This window comes from Neptuniibacter sp. SY11_33 (assembly GCF_047778025.1).
Lineage (GTDB): Bacteria > Pseudomonadota > Gammaproteobacteria > Pseudomonadales > Balneatricaceae > Neptuniibacter.
Map to the genome: position 1 here is coordinate 682,780 of NZ_CP180543.1, position 16,985 is coordinate 699,764.

17 protein-coding genes are annotated in these 16,985 nt (G+C 45.7%); 3 read left to right on the plus strand and 14 right to left on the minus strand.

Features of this window, described 5'->3' with window-relative positions; translation table 11 throughout:
- Positions 1 to 54: 54 nt before the first annotated feature.
- The 4 genes from rpoD to rpsU form a co-directional block, all read right to left on the minus strand.
- Positions 55 to 1,866, minus strand: coding sequence for an RNA polymerase sigma factor RpoD (gene rpoD, locus ACMXYV_RS02960; RefSeq protein WP_415890295.1), 1,812 nt, complete (start codon positions 1,864 to 1,866; stop codon positions 55 to 57).
- Positions 1,867 to 2,111: 245 nt separating this feature from the next.
- On the minus strand, positions 2,112 to 4,046 hold the full coding sequence (gene dnaG / locus ACMXYV_RS02965; protein ID WP_415890296.1) for a DNA primase: 1,935 nt from the start codon (positions 4,044 to 4,046) through the stop codon (positions 2,112 to 2,114).
- A gap of 33 nt (positions 4,047 to 4,079) precedes the next feature.
- Positions 4,080 to 4,529 carry a GatB/YqeY domain-containing protein gene (locus tag ACMXYV_RS02970; protein ID WP_415890297.1) on the minus strand — a complete coding sequence of 150 codons (450 nt, stop codon included), beginning with the start codon at positions 4,527 to 4,529 and terminating at the stop codon, positions 4,080 to 4,082.
- 38 nt (positions 4,530 to 4,567) lie between these two features.
- Positions 4,568 to 4,783: a 30S ribosomal protein S21 gene (gene rpsU / locus ACMXYV_RS02975; RefSeq protein WP_275814767.1), complete on the minus strand. Its 216-nt coding sequence runs from the start codon at positions 4,781 to 4,783 to the stop codon at positions 4,568 to 4,570.
- 200 nt (positions 4,784 to 4,983) lie between these two features.
- On the opposite strand from rpsU, the gene tsaD reads away from it, so the two are divergent.
- Positions 4,984 to 6,012, plus strand: a complete 1,029-nt coding sequence (gene tsaD, locus ACMXYV_RS02980) for a tRNA (adenosine(37)-N6)-threonylcarbamoyltransferase complex transferase subunit TsaD (RefSeq protein ID WP_415890298.1) — start codon at positions 4,984 to 4,986, stop codon at positions 6,010 to 6,012.
- Here the strand turns inward: tsaD and plsY are convergent.
- Complete coding sequence (plsY, locus tag ACMXYV_RS02985; RefSeq protein WP_415890299.1) at positions 6,009 to 6,596, minus strand: glycerol-3-phosphate 1-O-acyltransferase PlsY; 588 nt, start codon at positions 6,594 to 6,596, stop codon at positions 6,009 to 6,011. The genes tsaD and plsY overlap by 4 nt on opposite strands.
- Positions 6,597 to 6,616: 20 nt before the next feature.
- On the opposite strand from plsY, the gene folB reads away from it, so the two are divergent.
- Together folB and folK are read left to right on the plus strand one after the other, a co-directional pair.
- Positions 6,617 to 6,973 (plus strand): dihydroneopterin aldolase, encoded by a 357-nt coding sequence (gene folB, locus ACMXYV_RS02990; protein WP_415890300.1) that lies wholly within the window; start codon positions 6,617 to 6,619, stop codon positions 6,971 to 6,973.
- A gap of 1 nt (position 6,974) precedes the next feature.
- Complete coding sequence (gene folK / locus ACMXYV_RS02995) at positions 6,975 to 7,490, plus strand: 2-amino-4-hydroxy-6-hydroxymethyldihydropteridine diphosphokinase (RefSeq protein WP_415890301.1); 516 nt, start codon at positions 6,975 to 6,977, stop codon at positions 7,488 to 7,490.
- Between the two features lie 13 nt (positions 7,491 to 7,503).
- On the opposite strand, the gene ACMXYV_RS03000 is transcribed toward folK, so the two are convergent.
- From ACMXYV_RS03000 to ACMXYV_RS03040, 9 genes are read right to left on the minus strand one after another with little or no spacing between them, the layout of a single operon-like run.
- On the minus strand, positions 7,504 to 8,253 hold the full coding sequence (locus ACMXYV_RS03000; RefSeq protein WP_415890302.1) for a pteridine reductase: 750 nt from the start codon (positions 8,251 to 8,253) through the stop codon (positions 7,504 to 7,506).
- Between the two features lie 10 nt (positions 8,254 to 8,263).
- Entirely contained in the window at positions 8,264 to 9,355 is a 1,092-nt protein-coding gene (locus ACMXYV_RS03005; RefSeq protein WP_415890303.1) for a hypothetical protein, read from the minus strand.
- The gene (glpE, locus tag ACMXYV_RS03010) at positions 9,355 to 9,675 is read right to left on the minus strand and encodes a thiosulfate sulfurtransferase GlpE (RefSeq protein WP_415890304.1); all 321 of its coding nucleotides are present in this window, start codon (positions 9,673 to 9,675) and stop codon (positions 9,355 to 9,357) included. Before glpE ends, ACMXYV_RS03005 begins: the two co-directional genes overlap by 1 nt.
- Before the next feature lie 6 nt (positions 9,676 to 9,681).
- On the minus strand, positions 9,682 to 10,542 hold the full coding sequence (locus tag ACMXYV_RS03015; RefSeq protein WP_415890305.1) for a symmetrical bis(5'-nucleosyl)-tetraphosphatase: 861 nt from the start codon (positions 10,540 to 10,542) through the stop codon (positions 9,682 to 9,684).
- 15 nt (positions 10,543 to 10,557) lie between these two features.
- Complete coding sequence (apaG, locus tag ACMXYV_RS03020) at positions 10,558 to 10,944, minus strand: Co2+/Mg2+ efflux protein ApaG (RefSeq protein ID WP_415890306.1); 387 nt, start codon at positions 10,942 to 10,944, stop codon at positions 10,558 to 10,560.
- Positions 10,945 to 10,955: 11 nt separating this feature from the next.
- On the minus strand, positions 10,956 to 11,762 hold the full coding sequence (gene rsmA / locus ACMXYV_RS03025) for a 16S rRNA (adenine(1518)-N(6)/adenine(1519)-N(6))-dimethyltransferase RsmA (RefSeq protein WP_415890307.1): 807 nt from the start codon (positions 11,760 to 11,762) through the stop codon (positions 10,956 to 10,958).
- A gap of 3 nt (positions 11,763 to 11,765) precedes the next feature.
- Complete coding sequence (pdxA, locus tag ACMXYV_RS03030) at positions 11,766 to 12,764, minus strand: 4-hydroxythreonine-4-phosphate dehydrogenase PdxA (protein ID WP_415890308.1); 999 nt, start codon at positions 12,762 to 12,764, stop codon at positions 11,766 to 11,768.
- A gap of 4 nt (positions 12,765 to 12,768) precedes the next feature.
- Complete coding sequence (locus ACMXYV_RS03035; RefSeq protein WP_415890309.1) at positions 12,769 to 14,067, minus strand: peptidylprolyl isomerase; 1,299 nt, start codon at positions 14,065 to 14,067, stop codon at positions 12,769 to 12,771.
- The gene (locus ACMXYV_RS03040) at positions 14,057 to 16,921 is read right to left on the minus strand and encodes an LPS-assembly protein LptD (RefSeq protein WP_415890310.1); all 2,865 of its coding nucleotides are present in this window, start codon (positions 16,919 to 16,921) and stop codon (positions 14,057 to 14,059) included. Before ACMXYV_RS03040 ends, ACMXYV_RS03035 begins: the two co-directional genes overlap by 11 nt.
- Between the last annotated feature and the right edge of the window lie 64 nt (positions 16,922 to 16,985).

The window sequence follows — 16,985 nt, forward strand, 5'->3', positions numbered from 1 at the left end:
CCCATAATACCGATATGGTTTCACGGGCACAAGAGTTTGATTTAAAAGAATTTACTATTCGTCAAGGAAGCCGCGCAGGTGTTCAGAGCGGCTTGGATGACGTAGTTTGCGTAGTGCTTTGGCTTCGATCTGACGGATACGTTCACGTGTTACGTCGAACTGCTTTCCAACTTCTTCAAGTGTGTGGTCCGTATTCATCTCGATACCGAAGCGCATGCGAAGTACTTTGGATTCACGCACCGTTAGGCCTGCTAGAACTTCACGAGTTGCCTCACGAAGACCTTCGCCTGTTGCTGAATCAACAGGAGAGGAGATAGTTATGTCTTCAATGAAATCGCCTAGACTTGAATCTTCATCATCACCAATCGGTGTCTCCATGGAGATCGGCTCTTTGGCAATCTTAAGTACTTTACGAACTTTGTCTTCAGGCATTTCCATGCGTTCAGCAAGTTCTTCAGGTGTAGCTTCGCGGCCCATTTCCTGAAGCATCTGGCGAGAGATACGGTTCAGTTTGTTGATAGTTTCGATCATGTGTACTGGGATACGAATTGTGCGTGCTTGGTCAGCAATCGATCGTGTGATTGCCTGACGAATCCACCATGTCGCATATGTAGAGAATTTATAGCCGCGGCGGTATTCGAACTTATCAACAGCTTTCATCAAGCCGATGTTACCTTCCTGGATTAGATCTAGGAACTGTAGACCACGGTTGGTGTATTTCTTAGCGATAGAGATTACAAGACGTAGGTTGGCTTCAACCATTTCTTTCTTAGCGCGACGTGCTCGAGCTTCACCAATCGACATGCGACGGTTAACCTCTTTGATCTCGGCTAGGCTGATACCAGTGGTAAGTTCTGCTTGGATAAGTTTCTTTTGAGCACGTTTAAGCTCAATTAGATTGGTTTTGATTGCACGAGAGTAATCAGAACCGGAATCGATAACTTCTTTAAACCAGTCAGGGTTTGTTTCGTTACCTGGGAATTCTTTAATAAACGTCTTACGTGGCATTTTTGCACGTTGTGTGCAGATGCGCATGATGGTGCGTTCTTGCTTGCGAATTCCGTCAATAGTATTGCGAACTTGACCAACGATTGCTTCGTAGTAACGAGGAGAAAGTTTGATCGGAGCAAATGCTTCGCTTAGAAGCACTTGGGAATTGCCGAATTCTTTGCTGTCGCGGCCCTGTTTTTCCAGAGCTAGGTGTAGTGCGTCAAAGTGTTCTTTGATAAGACCGAAACGGCGCGCAGCTTCTTCTGGGTCTGGGCCTTTTTCCTTTTCTTCGTCTTCGTCATCTTCTTCTACCTCGGCATTTGGATCCGTGATAGTAGCAGCAGGGATTTCTTCATCGTCGTCTGCATCAATGTAACCACTGAAAATATCGCTTAGGCGACCTTCCTCTTCAACGGTCAATTTGTACGCTTCAAGGATGGCGTCAACGGTGCCAGGGAAGCAGGCTACGGCAGACATTACTTCACGTAGACCTTCTTCAATGCGCTTAGCAATGCTGATCTCGCCTTCACGAGTTAGCAGCTCAACAGTACCCATCTCACGCATATACATGCGTACTGGATCGGTTGTACGGCCAGCATCCGATTCTACTGCGGCTAGTGCGGCAACGGCTTCTTCGTCGGCATCATTAGCTGAATCACCTTCGGTCATCAGTAGTGTTTCAGCATCGGGTGCTTCTTCAGACACGGAAATACCCATGTCATTGATCATGCGGATGATATCTTCAACCTGATCTGGATCGGCAATATCCTGCGGAAGGTGGTCATTTACCTCAGAGTAGGTTAGGTAACCCTGCTCTTTACCGCGGGCGATCAATTCCTTAAGGCGAGACTGCTGTTGCTGAGAAGTATCGGACATAGGACCCTGACTAGAAAAAGTGGATGAAAAATCGAGCAGGCCATTATAGCGATGTAGTTAACAACATGCTAGGGAAAAGGCTGTGCAAGCTAGTGACTGTCATCTGTTAAAAATAGACTGTTTTTCAGCGACTTGCCGAAAATTCAGTGGTTTATGCAGCAATATATGGTGTCTGATGGTTTGTTTTTCAAGGGGGGGATGTGTTGAAACTCTTTTGAGGCTAGATAAGAGCAATATTCGGATGTTTAACTCTTGGTGGTTGTCTTGAGTTTATTAAGTTGTTGCATGGATTTAACCAGTTTTATTTTCTCTTCTTTGGAGAGGCTGTGCTTCTTCTGCAAAAGAGATATCTCTTGTTCCAGAGCCTTAAGTGATAGCCCGTGTTGGGCATCTTCAAGGTAGGCTCGGGCGACCTCTTCAGACGTGATTTCTAAAGAAGTGGATATTTCATAAAGCTCAACAATAGTTTGCGATAGGGTTTCATCTTCTCGCCAATCGACAACCAATTGCCCAAGTGATGCGGTTGGGTTTTGTTTGTAATAGGCCACTAATTGAGCTAGAAGTTGATAATTCACTTCCGTGTTACTCTTAAGGGTTTCTGGAAATTGGTACTCTGACGCCAGTTGCGGATAGTGAAGTAAGAGAGCGATGAGTTTCTGTTCGAAAGACAGTTCACTGCTGTTACTGCGAGGGCTGCGAAACTGTTTCTTTCCGGGTTTAAATTGGGTGTTTTCATGGGCGTGGCGTTCGAAGCTATGACCTTCGCTGCTATAGTCGGCATAGTCGTATGGCTGTGAGTCTTCATAGCTTGGCGCTTCGGAGTAATCGTACTCTGAAGCTGCGGCGGGGGCTGGTGTATGTGTTTGCACAGACTCATGAAAGTTAACCGTAGTTTGTATTTGCTCTAACGATAGATTGGTTAGTTCACAAATTCGGTCGAGCATCATCTGCTGTAATAAACTTGGTTTCATTGAGTTTATTGCTGGTAATACCTCGGTGCTGAATCTAGCACGGCCATCCATGCTGTTTAGATCAGCTTGTTCGGAGTGACTATTAAAGAAAAGCTCGGAAAGCGGTAAAGCGCTATCTAGTCGCTCAGTGAAGGCGAGTGTTCCTTCTTGACGTACTAGGCTGTCTGGATCTTCGCCGTCAGGTAAAAACAGAAATCGGGCTTCTTTTCCATCTTCGATAACCGGAAGTGTTGTTTTTAGTGCGCGCATCGCGGCTTCTCGTCCGGCATTATCACCATCGAAGCAGAATATAACTTCAGGTACGAGCTTAAATAGTCTTTCTAAGTGCTGTGCAGTGGTTGCTGTACCTAAGGTTGCAACAGCATAGTGAATGCCAAACTGTGCGAGGCCAACAACATCCATATAGCCTTCAACAATGATTAGGCGTTCAAGCTTGTTACTGTGCTTACGTGCTTCATAAAGCCCGTAGAGCTCTCTACTTTTATGGAAAGTCGGGGTTTCGGGGGAGTTTAAATATTTTGGTTTATCATCACCCAGTACGCGCCCACCAAAACCTATTGTGCGTCCTCTTTGATCTCGAATCGGGAACATGATTCGATTACGAAAGCGATCATAGTGACTATCACGATCTTCGTTATGTATAAGTAGTCCGGCTTCTTCTAATAGCTTTTGATCTGCATTGCTTTTGCCTAGGTGCTTAAGAACGTTATCCCAGCCAGAAGGGGCAAATCCGATGGAGAATGCTTTGGCTGCTTGGCCTGTCAGTCCTCTGGTTTGCAGGTAATTGACGGCATCTTGTCGCGTGTTGTGGCTTTTGAGCTGATCTTCATAGAATTGAGCGGCTTCTGCTAATAAGTCGTATAGCTTTTTAAGTTGCTGCTCTTTTTCACGCTGTTGGGGATTATCGTCTTTAGGAACTTCCATTCCCGCGGCCTTGGCGAGTTCTTCAACAGCTTCAGGAAAGTTAAGGTTTTCGTATTCCATTAAAAAACTAATGGCATTTCCGCCTGCGCCGCAGCCGAAGCAGTAATAAAACTGTTTTTCTTGGTTGGCACTAAAAGAAGGTGTCTTTTCTTTATGGAATGGGCAGAGGCCTGAATAGTTTTTCCCAGCGCGCTTTAGCTTTTGGACACGGCCATCTAACACATCAATGATATTGATGCGGGCAAGCAGGTCGTCAATAAAGCTTTGGGGTATGCGTCCGGCCATTATCGTTGCAGCTGAAAAGGTATCAGCGGCAGTTTAACTGGATAATTGTGACTTGACGAGTTTGGATACTGTTCCCATATCGGCGCGACCTTGGATTTGAGGTTTAAGAATCCCCATTACTTTGCCCATGTCTTGCATGGATTGTGCGCCGGATTGTTCTGCAGCTTGTTTTACGAGGTCTGCGATTTCCTCATCAGTTAGCGGTTGCGGCAGGAAAGTTTTAATCACCTCCAGCTCCTGTCGCTCAGCATCTGCAAGATCCATGCGTGCCGCTTCTTCAAATTGCGAAATCGAGTCACGGCGTTGCTTAGACATTTTATCTAGCACCGCCAGTACTCTAGTGTCATCCAGTTCAATGCGTTCATCTACTTCGATGCGCTTTAGTTCGGCTAGCATCATGCGAATAGTCTTTAGGCGCTCTTTGTCTTTAGCGCGCATTGCAGCTTTCATCTCATTAGTGATTTGCTGCTTCAACTCTGACATGACGAACCTTCCTCTGGATGGGATCTAAATCGCGTGGATTAGTATAGGCGTACGCGACGAGCGTTTTCGCGAGATACTTTTTTAGCGTGACGTTTTACAGCTGCTGCTGCTTTACGCTTACGAACAGAAGTTGGTTTCTCGTAAAATTCGCGACGACGAACTTCAGCTAGAATACCTGCTTTTTCGCAAGAACGTTTGAAACGACGCAGAGCTACATCAAATGGCTCGTTTTCTTTAACTTTTACAGCTGGCATGTTTGAACAAACCTTAAATTGTTTAGTTAATCCACAAAAATATCTTGCCAAAAAACAAGCGGTTTTATGGCAAGGCGCAAAATTCTATTCGTTTCACATAGTGAAGTAAAGCAGATAATCGGTTTGTTGGGTATTTTCGGTGCAGGTTTTGAGGGGGGCAGGTATAATAGGCGTCATCATGTTAGTGAAGTGAGTAAACGATGCGCGTACTGGGGATTGAAACCTCTTGTGATGAAACGGGAGTGGCAATTTATGACAGTGAAAAGGGGCTACTTGGTGATGCTTTATATAGTCAGGTGAAAATGCACGCTGAGTACGGTGGTGTAGTACCGGAATTGGCTTCCCGTGACCATGTGCGTAAGTTATTGCCTTTATTGGACGAAACTTTTGCTAAAGCAGGTCTTCAAAAAGGAGATGTAGATGCTGTTGCTTATACATCCGGTCCAGGCCTTATTGGAGCATTAATGGTTGGCGCTTCGACAGGCCGAGCCATTGCATTGGCATGGGGTAAACCCGCTATAGGTGTGCATCATATGGAAGGTCATTTACTCGCGCCTATGCTGGAAGAGAATCCTCCCGAATTTCCTTTTGTAGCTTTGCTCGTTTCTGGTGGGCATACTCAGCTTGTTCGTGTTGATGGTATTGGGCAGTACGAGCTATTAGGTGAGTCTTTAGATGATGCTGCGGGCGAGGCTTTTGATAAAGCAGCTAAAATGCTGGGTTTGGATTACCCGGGTGGCCCGTTAATTGCCAAGCACGCACAGCAGGGTGATCGTCAACGTTTTCGTTTTCCTCGTCCAATGACAGATCGACCGGGCATGGATTTTAGTTTCTCGGGTTTAAAAACCTTTACATTAAATACGGCTAATGATCACCGAGACGCGGACGGCAATATCGATCCTCAGACGGTATGTGATATTGCTGCTGCGTTTGAAGAAGCTGTGGTTGATACCTTAGCAATTAAATGCCGCCGGGCTTTGCAGGCTACTGGTTTTAAACAACTGGTGATTGCGGGTGGTGTAAGTGCTAACCAGCGCTTGCGCGAACGCTTAGAAGTAATGGTTGAGAAAGAGCGGTCAGAACTCTTTTATGCCCGTCCAGAGTTTTGTACCGATAATGGTGCCATGATTGCGTTTGCGGGTTGTCAGCGATTACTGGCTGGTCAGCAAAGTGATTTGGTTATTACTACTAAGCCTCGTTGGCCTTTAGACACGCTTGATTCTATTTAAAGTCTAGGTTCTTCGCCGTTTAGCAGTTTTTTAATGTTTTTGCGGTGGCTATAAAGTAGCAACGTGCAGAGGAATGCTAGAGGTAGAGCGTCATTTGGAGCTATCAACCAAGTGAATACTGGTGTTATAAGTGCTGCGGCTATTGAGGCGAGTGAGGATATTTTGCTAACAAGGGCTGTGATAGCCCAGATGGTTAACTGGATCAGTGCGATGGGCCAATAGAAAGCCAGGCTCGCGCCAAATGCCGTCGCCACGCCTTTACCGCCTTTTAATGGCGAAAAAATAGGGAAGATATGTCCAGTTACTGCGGCTAACAAACAGTAGGAAAGCTCTGTTTGTGAGATCTGTAGGAGTTTTCCAAAGGCTAGCGCTGCTAGGCCTTTGCTAATATCGCCAAGTAAAGTGAATAAAGCAGCTTTTCTTGATCCAATCCTGAGTACGTTAGTTGCACCGGGATTGCCAGAGCCCTTTTGGCGGGGATCGGGAAGATTGAGCGCACGACAAACTAGCACTGCGGTGGGAATAGAGCCCAGCAGGTATGCTAGAAGTATTAGCCCGAAGGCCATTGTTGCCGATTCGGTCATTCGATATCCAAAGGTTGAGTATGGATTTAGTTTACATTCGAGAGCTAGAAGTTGAAACGGTTATAGGTATCTATGATTGGGAAAGAGAAATTCGTCAACGAGTAAATCTAGATTTGGATATGGGGACTGATATCCGTCAGGCAGCAAATACAGAAGATGTTGATAATACGCTTAACTATAAAGCCGTTTCTGATCGATTGATTGAATTTATAGAGCAGAGTGAATTTCAGTTGGTCGAAACCATGGCTGAGCAGATTGCTGAGATCGTGATGACTGAATTCGGTGTGAAATGGCTGCGTTTGCGTCTAGGTAAGCCGGGGGCTGTGCCGCAGGCAAAAGATGTTGGTGTTATCATCGAGCGCGGAGTTCGTGGTTAAGATGGCTCAAGTTTATGTCAGTATCGGCAGTAATATCGATAGAGAACATTATATCTCGCAAGCGCTAGATGCTTTACATAAGCATTTTGGTGAGTTGAGTATATCCAGCGTGTATGAAAGTGAAGCGGTAGGGTTTGTTGGTAATAACTTCTACAATCTTGTGGCTGGTTTCGTTACTGACTTGCCATTAGCTGAATTATCCCCGTTACTGAAAAAGATAGAAGATGAAAATGGTCGTTGCCGCAAGGGGCCGAAATTTAGCGGTCGTACCCTCGATATCGATATTCTTACTTATGATGATTTAGTCGGTATACATCATGGGGTGCAATTACCCCGGGATGAAATTACCAAGAATGCTTTTGTCTTGTGGCCCTTAGCTGAGATAGCAGCAGAGATGCTTCACCCTGAGCTGGATGTGACGTATTTAGAAATGTGGTCTGGTTATGAAAAGGCTAAGCAGAAGTTGTGGCCAATCGACTTTCTATGGCAAGGTCGATCATTACCTTGCGAGCTTTAGGCTTTAAATAACGCTAGTGGCTGAATAGGGATTTTCCGCCATCTACTGCAAGCACTTGTCCGGTTATATATTCTGCTGAAGCAAGAAATACAATTGCTTGTGCTAAATCTTCCGTTGAGCCTATGCGCTTCAGCAGCGTTTTATCCAAAATGCTTTGTTTCTGATCTTCTTCTAATTTTTGTTCTGGCCATAAGATTGCGCCAGGTGACACTCCGTTAACTCTTACCTCGGGTGCTAATTCTTTAGCCAAAGACTTAGTCATCATTTCTAAGCCTGCTTTTGCAATTGAGTAAATTGGATAGCCAGGGAGTCCGCGTTGTGAGTGAATATCGATCATATTGATAATGCAGCCATGGTTTTGGCGAAGTAATTTGCTTAGCGAGGCTGCTAGAAAGTAGGGGGCACGAAGATTGGAGTTGATTAAGTCATCCCACTGCTCCTGAGTGCTTTGTTCGATTGGCGTTGAATAGAAGGATGAAGCGTTATTAACGAGTAAATCGAGTTTACCGAACTTTGATTTTACATCTTCAGCTAATTGTCCAACTTGCTCCATGCAGTTTAGATCTGCAGAAAAGATAAAGGCACTATTGGGCCGTACTTGGTTAAGCTTTTCTTGTAGTGTTTTGGCTGCGTTAACTGAACCTCGGTAGTGAATTGCTACTGTATATCCAGCTGCATGCAGTGTTGTGGCTGTTGTTGCGCCAACCCTACGTGCACCGCCAGTTATCAGCGCTACTTTTGTTGCAGTATTGTTGGTGAGCATTTGATGTCCTTTAGTGATCTTGGTTACATATATCGAGACGAAGGCGCTGTATCTCTTTGCCCAGTTCAGGTCCTTTAAAACCTTGTTTGATCAGGTTGGCAGGCTGAATTTGGTTAATAGAATCTAATATTGCAACGAGTGATCGGTAGGTAGGTTCTGGGTGTAGAGCATCTACGCAGATCAAGAGTTTGTTCAGGCGCTGTGGGCGGCGAATCAGATCAAGGGCTTGGATAGTCTGCAGTTTATCTTCTGCAGATAACTTATCGAATTGACTAAGGCTCTTGTGCTGTTGTTGGCACTGTGAGGAAAGTTCTTTTACTGATCTTTGTGTTCTTAAACGATCACAAAAAGCATCCAGCACAATCTCTTTATCCAGGGCTGTTAGACAGGCAAAGCGACAATCCGCATCCGTGGCAGTTTGCGTTGAGCGAATAAAGCCATTAGCCCAGCCTGGTTGCGCCATTACATTTTTTAGCTCAGGAAGAACCTTTTCGATCGCTTCGGCTTTTTGCAGTAGTTCTAAGAATACCCATGGGGAAGGTTCGGTCAATGCGCGTTCAAACTCTTTCCATACTCTTTCAGGGGTCAGATGTTCTAACTCATCGCCTTTAGCTAACTCTCTCATTAATTCTAAGGTTTCATCAGCTACTCGAAATCCTAGGTGATGGTAGCGCGCTGCAAAACGTGCCACGCGCAAAACACGCAGAGGGTCCTCTGAAAATGCGGGGGATACATGACGTAAGATCTTTTGGTTTAAATCTTCCTGTCCCCTGTATGGATCATGGATTATGCCTTGATCGTCCATTGCCATGGCATTAATGGTTAGATCGCGGCGAAGGAGGTCTTCTTCCAAAGTGATCGCTTTATTGGCGTTATATTCAAAGCCTGTGTAGCCCTTGCCAGATTTTCTTTCTGTTCGTGCTAGTGCGTATTCTTCTCCAGATTCGGGATGAATAAACACAGGAAAATCTTGTCCTACAGGTTGAAAGCCTTGTTGGATCATCTCTTCAGGGCTGGAGCCCACAACTACCCAGTCCTTATCGTAAACAGGGAAATCTAATAGCTGATCCCTGACTGCTCCGCCAACTAAATAGATCTTCATTAAACGGTTTCACACAGATCTGGTTGTTCGACGCGCCATGCTTCAAAACCACCATTGATGCTATAGACTTCATCAAACCCTTGTTCTATTAAGAACTGAGCGGCTTGTTGACTGCTTATACCGTGATAGCAGCATACGAGTAGAGGCTTATCCATGTCAGCTGCAGCTATATAGTCATGTAAATTTTCATTACTGAGATTATAAGACCCACTAATGTGGCCTTGCGCAAAGCTGTTGGGATCTCGAATGTCGGCAACCTGAGCTCCATCTTTGATTAATCCTGCTGCTTTTGGAGAATCGATACACTCAAAATGACTCATAAAAAGTTACCTGTTGCTTAAATAAGTTGATGTCGCAGGTGGCTTTGGCTTTTTGCCCTGCGCAGGAACGCTAAAAAGTTGATAATCTTCTAAGCGTAGAGCGGTTAATTTATTACCCCAAACGCAACCTGTATCAAGTGCAAAGACGTGTTCAGCATCAGCGTTGCCTTCTAAAGCTGCCCAATGGCCGAATAAAATACGGATCTCGCTTTCTGCTGAATCTTTACGTGGAGCTTTAAACCAAGGCTGGTAACCTTCGGGTTGTGAGGCAAGTGAGCCTTTGGCTGAAAAATCTAATTGGCCTTCAGGGCTGCAAAATCGCATACGCGTTAGGTAATTCGTAATCAGGCGTAAGCGTTCCCAGCCACTTAGATCGGAGCTCCAAAGATCGGGTTTGTTACCGTACATGTGGTTGAAAAAGCTTTTGGCTTGATCGCTTTGCAGAACTTTTTCTACTTCTTTTGCGCGTTTGCGGGCTTTACGTATAGTCCAGCAAGGCGGAATACCTGCGTGAACCATCACCACGTTAAGTGATTTGTCATACGCGATTAGCTTTTGCTGGCTTAGCCAATGCATTAGCTCAGTACGGTCTGGGGCTTCTAATATTTCATCCAGCGTATCACTGCGTTTACAGGTTGTTGTCCCATGATATACGGCGAGAAGGTGTAAATCATGATTGCCCAAAACGCAGGTTGCTTGGTCGCCTAAATCGCGAAGGAATCTTAAGGTCTCTAGTGATTTGGGGCCACGATTAACGAGGTCGCCAGCGACCCATATGTGGTCGCTGGCAGTAAAGTTAATGTATTTAAGTAGGGCTTGAAGTTCGTCGTAGCACCCTTGGATATCGCCAATCGCATAGGTCGCCATGCTGGTTGCCTGTAATTAGTGCAGTGCGTTAGGTCTAGCAAGTGTGAATGCTGCAATAGGTGCATTGAATTGAGTGCCTTCATCGGTGCTCATTTCATAGTGACCTTGCATGCTGCCGACGCTGGTGGCTAATACTGCGCCACTTGTATAGGTGTAGCTAGATTCTGGGTCTATGACAGGCTGTTCACCAACCACGCCTTCACCCTGAACTTCTTGAATATGCTGGTTGCCATCTGTAATTAGCCAGTGGCGGTTAAGAAGCTGGACCGGTATATCATTATGATTGGTGATCGTGATTTTGTAAGAAAAAACAAAACGTTTGCTATCAGGGTCAGATTGTTGGGCCAGATAGTTGGTTTCTACGTCGATATTGACGTTGTTACCTAGGTCGATAGTTTCCATAAATGCTTTGATTAACCTTTCTGATCTGTAAGGTAATTACTAATGCGTACGAAATCTGAGACAGGCAGTCTTTCAGGTCGTAAGCCCGGATCTATGCCGATCTCTTCTAGAGCATCTGCAGTCAGTAAAGGTTTTAGATTATTGCGTAATGTTTTACGGCGCATATTAAACGCAGTGCGCACTACGGTTTCAAATTGTGAAACGTCTTTGGCTACGTGAGGTAGTTCACGATAGGGAGTGAGTCTAATAATAGCTGAGTCTACTTTAGGTGCGGGATTAAATGCGCCTGGAGGTACAACAAACAGCGATTCAACTTTGCAGTAGTACTGCGCCATGATGCCAAGTCGGCCGTAATTATTTTCGCCTGGTCCAGCCGCCATGCGATCGACAACTTCTTTTTGCAACATGAAGTGCATGTCTTCCACTTGCTCAGCGTGACTGAGTAGATGAAAAATTAGCTGTGTGGAGATGTTATATGGAAGGTTTCCTACAATTCGTAATCTCTTTTCTCCTTTTTGTAGCTGGGAGAAATCAAACTTCATAGCGTCCGCTTCATGAATGCGGAATTTGTCGCCGTAGTTGAAGAACTTTGTGCGTAAGATCGGAGGAAGGTCTCTATCTAGTTCAATTGCATCAAGTTCACCCGCTTCGCTAAGAAGCTCTTCTGTCAGTGCGCCTAAACCAGGACCAATCTCTACTAGTTGATCTGATTCATGAGGTGCTATAGAGCGAATGATGCGACGAATCACGCCGTGATCGTGCAAAAAGTTTTGCCCAAAACGCTTGCGGGCTTTATGTGCTACTGGTTTTTTAGTCATGAATTAATTCGTAGTTTGATTGCGGTGGGTAGCCATGATGCCGGCGTATTCAATCGCGGTCATCAGGCTGCCTGAGTCGGCAGTCCCAGTTCCGGCAAGATCTAATGCAGTACCGTGATCTACAGAGGTGCGAATAATAGGCATGCCGAGTGTAATATTCACAGCTTTACCGAATCCTTTGTATTTTAGCACTGGAAGGCCTTGGTCGTGGTACATGGCTAGCACGGCATCTGCTGTAGCAAGGTACTTGTCTGTGAATAGTGTATCAGCTGGCCAAGGGCCGCTGAGGGTTATGCCTTTGCCTCTGAGTTTATCTAGCGTGGGTTCGATGACCTCAATCTCTTCGCGACCTAAGTGGCCGCCTTCCCCAGCATGAGGGTTAAGCCCCGTGACTAAGATATTAGGCGCTTTGATGCCAAAGCTGTTTACGAGGTCGTGATGTAATACCTCAATCACTTCAGTGAGTAATTTTGGCGTAATCGCATCTGCTATGTCTCGGAGGGGAAGGTGGGTTGTTGCTAGCGCAACTTTTAATCCTTCGGTTGCTAGCATCATAACGACTTTATTGGTTTCCGTCAGAGCTTCAAGAAACTCTGTGTGGCCGCTAAAAGGGATGCCGGCATCATTGATAATGCCTTTATGTACTGGGGCTGTTATCAAAGCGTCGCAGGTTTCGTTCAGGCAAGCCTGTGTCGCTTGCGTCAGAGTCTCCAGAACGTAAGGCGCGTTATTACTATTAAGTTCTCCAGGTATAGCTTCAGCTTTCAGTGAAACCGGAACTACCTTGAGAGTTCTTGCGGGCGTTGGTGACGGCGGAAGCTCAGGGTCGAACTGTTCAATTGAAATAGGCAGTTGCAGTAGTCCCGCGCGTTTGCGTAATAAGTCAGGATCTGCAAATGCAATCAGTTCGTGATTATGGCCCAGCTGCGCGATTTGAATGCACAGGTCAGGGCCGATACCAGAGGGTTCACCAGGGGTGATTGCTAATCTATTGATGCCCAAGCAATCACTCCTTAATGTCGACGTAGGCCTGAGAGCGAATTTCACGCAACCAGTTGGTTAACTCTTCGTTGTACTTGCGCTTGCGAATAGCTGCGCGAGCTTGATTCTCTTGCATCTGAGCGCCTAGGTCTTGCGTGCGAGTATCTAGGACTGTCAAAATGTGCCAGCCAAAGCGTGATTCAAAAGGAACGGATACTTGTCCAACCACAGTATTGTTCATCACTTGTTCAAATTCTGGCACCATTTGGCCGTCTTGCGTCCAGCCTAGAGAGCCGCCTTCAGAGCCACTTGCAGGGTCGTCACTATACTCTTTTGCTAAAGTTGCAAATTTTTCGCCAGATTGTATGCGTTGATACAGCTGGGTGATTTGGTGTTTTGCCTGATTAGATGTGCGAATCTCACTTGGCTTAAGTAATATATGACTAACTAAGCGCTGAGGTACTAGTTGTACCGCACCGCCGCGCTTGTCCTTCGCCAAAAGGATATGGAAGCCGCTTGGTGAGCGGACTGGCTTGCTGAATTCGCCAGGAGATAGTTTACGAATCGCATTTCCTAATACTTCAGGGAGCTCGTTTACTTTTCTCCAGCCTAAATCGCCGCCTTTAAGAGCGTTAGGTGCATTGGAAAATTCTACTGCCATTTCAGCAAAATCAGCGCCTGATTTTAACTTCTTGAACACTTCGTTAGCTTCGCGCTCCGCTTTCTGGATCGCTTCTGGAGAGGCTTGAGATGGCGTTGCCAGAAGAATGTGTCCGAGCAGATACTCTGCTGAAGTCTGTTCTTGGCCGCTAGCTGAGTTTAGGAAATTTTCTAATTCCTGCTCGGACACGCGGATTCTGCGGTTAACAAGGTTTTGCTGTACATTGGAGATCAGCATCTCGTTACGGATCTGTTCTCGAGCCTGATTGTAATCTCGACCTTCAGCTATTAGAGCGTCACGGAATTGATCTAAAGAAAGGCTATTCTGAGCAGCTATTCTTGCAATGGCGGCATCAAGTTGTCCTTCAGTTACGCGGATACCTTGCTTGGCTGCAAGTTGCTTTTGAATACTGTCGATAATCAGACGATTCAAAACTTGTTTGTGCAAGATGTGTTCAGGTGGCAGTTTTGTGTTACGTGCGCTTAGTTGTTCTTTAACTATGGCGGTACGCTGTGCCAATTCACTTTGCATAATTATGCCGTCATTGACAACAGCGGCAACGCGATCCAGTGGGATTTCCGCGGCAAGTGTTGCTTGCGAAGTTGGGATCAGTAGTCCGAAAACAGCTGCAGAAAATAGTATATTGCGAAGCTTATTTGTCATTGTGCTCTTCACGCTCTTCATAACCAATAATGTCATTTAGGAAGCCATTGCTGCCACTGCCAAATGATCCAAGCCCTTTTAGGGTGAAATTCAGGAACATGCCTGTATCGTAATTGTCTTTATCGTCTAGCCAGCGGCGTCCTGCAAAGCTGACTTTCCAGCAGCAGCTCTCGTACTCGAGGCCTAGTGCTGATTCTAGATTGTCGTTTTCTTCAATATCATGTAGCCAGCGCCCCATAGCAGTCCAGCTGCCATTTAAAGGCCAGATGAATGATAGATCCGTCTGTTTGCGTGTGTCTTCTTCATAACGGTAACTGAAGTCAAACCGATGATCTAGATCGCTGTTATAGCGTAAACGCAGGTTTGATTCAGTATTGCTGAAATCGTTGTTATCTAAGATCGCATCGAAGCTAGCACGGAAGTTTTGGTTTAGATACCAAACTGCTTCTGTCGCAATGTCGCTCTGACCTTCGGTAGAGTCAGGCGATGCGGGATCTAGCTGTACTTTGCGGTCGGCAAAATAGTAGGCCTGACCAATGCTTAGACTACCTTTCTCGTTTCCATCTTGCCCGTAAAATCGGCTAGCAAGTCCAAGCGAGATCTGTTTAGCGTCTCCGATTCTATCCTTGCCACTAAAACGGTTGTGGCGGAATAGAGAGTTATAACTGAAGTCAGGTTCAGAAGTATCGAAGTCAGGGATTTCATCCTGATCTTCTTCTGGAACGTATAAACCGTATATTCGTGGTTCTAAGGTTTGCGTGCCGCCGTTGCTAAGGGCTCTTTCGAAAATTACAGTGCTATCTAAGCTAAGGATAGGTACGTTAACGCTAGGGCTTTCACTTAAGCTTGATAGTTGATTGTCTAGGCTGTAACTACTGCTCCAAAGAGATAGCTCTGGTTTGATGTAACCCCATGGTGCTTGCCATAGATAATTGACGGTTGGCATGATGAATCGACGGTCGCCAATAATTCGATCGCGACCTGTTAGCCCCGATAAGTCCCTATCGAATTGAGTGTATTCAGCGATATACTTGAATTCGCCGGCATCCCCCAACTCGTTTTCACCTTTTAGGGTAAGTTGAGGAAGGCGTTTGTAAGGTGATTTACTATCGTTATCAATGGTTTGATAGTCGTGAACTCGTGCTCTGAAACTCCAGTTTTTCTGGCTATAAGTGATATCTGCGCGTTGGTCTAAGTGATCTTGGCGACTTACTTCTAGGTTCGTATCCAAATCTTCGAAATAATCATCGTCACTTACTGCGCTGAAATCAATACTTGTGCCCCACCTTTCGGCAGGCTTGCCCGAGTGGTTTATGCCGAGTAACCATCTGTCATCATTAAAAGACTTGTCGCTAGATAAATAGGCTGTATTCAAGGTATTTCTAGACCACTTATTCATGTAACGGAATTCGTTTTCTAGTAATAGGCCCCTATCAGCCATATAGCGGGCAGTTAGCGTGTCATCCATATTAGACGCGATATTGAAGTAATATGGCACTGCTAGATCTAGACCGCCGTCAGTACTGTAGCCAACGCTAGGGTAAAGAAAGCCAGATTTACGGCGATTATCGATTGGGAAGGTAAAGTAAGGTGCATAGAAGATAGGCACGCCACCTACACGAATGACAGTGTCTTCTGCCTTACCAACTCCTTCGTTTTGGTCGAGCACAATGCTGTCGGCCTCTAACTTCCATGCATCACTGAATGGAGGGCAATAGGTGTAATCACCGTTTTCTATACGTAATCTTTCATCTTCTAATCGGATAATACGATCAGCTGAACCTCTAAAGCCGTCCTCATGGATAACATATTGAGCATTATTGAAAATAGCTTCTGAATTACTTGTGTCGATCTGTGCGCTATCGCTGAGCATTAATAGCCCTGTTTCTCGGAACTTAACGTTACCTTCTAGACGGGCTTTGTTTGTGACTTGGTCTAATTCTGCTGAGCTAGCGCTGAGTCGGCGACCGCCTTGGCGCATAGTAACGCCGCCCTGTAAACGGCTTAGTCCACCTATTATTGTAGATGACTGGTCGGCTTCCAAGTAGAGAGGAGGGTTGTCTAAGTGTTCATCACCAGTTATTGGATAGCTAGGTTCTAAATAGCGTCCGGCACATTGTTGGCCTTGAGGATTTCTGTAATAAGCCCAATCCAGGTGAGAGTATGGGTTTTCGGTATTATATAGTGGTTCCGACGAGCCGCTACGTTGCTGTGATTGAGGCAGGCTAATGGCATGGATGTTAACTTTATGGCAATCCCAATCGCCACTTGGACTCGTACCACATTGCCATTCGCTTCCAATCACTTCGGCTGTTTGTATAGGTTGGTGAGTAACAACAGCTGGAACGGTGGTTTGTACGTTCGTTTGCGTAGGTGTTTCAATAGCCAGCTGAGGTTGCTGTTGCGCTTGTTCAATCTCATCGTTACAGAGCCATTCACCATTTGCCCCTGCAACACAGTCCCAAACACCGTTGTTTGTAGCTTTGGCTTTTACGCTTGGGCGGCTTTGGGTTGTAATAGGTACCGAAACAACGTTTTCTTGTCTAACCCGAGGGATCGGCGCTGCTTGAGCGGGTGATACCGTTTTAATTTCAACTGGCGCAGCTTCAGAACTAGGCGTTGTTGATGAAACAGGCTTGTGGGCGACTGATTCCTGAGGTGCTTGTTTGGCCGCTTCGGTTTGCTCGACTAATTCTTCATTAACGGAGCAATCCCATTCGCCATCTTTGGTCATGCTGCAGCTCCAAGCCATCTCTTGTTCAGATGGTTTGTTTTCTGCAGTCGCATAGCTAGATACTAATGCTGCACTAATGGCTAGCGTTAGCGTATATGTCGATCGTTTAGCGAAGGGCATCAAATACTAAATCCGTTTCAGCGGTTCCGATGAATTCGGTTGTGGCCGAACTTCAGTGAAATTA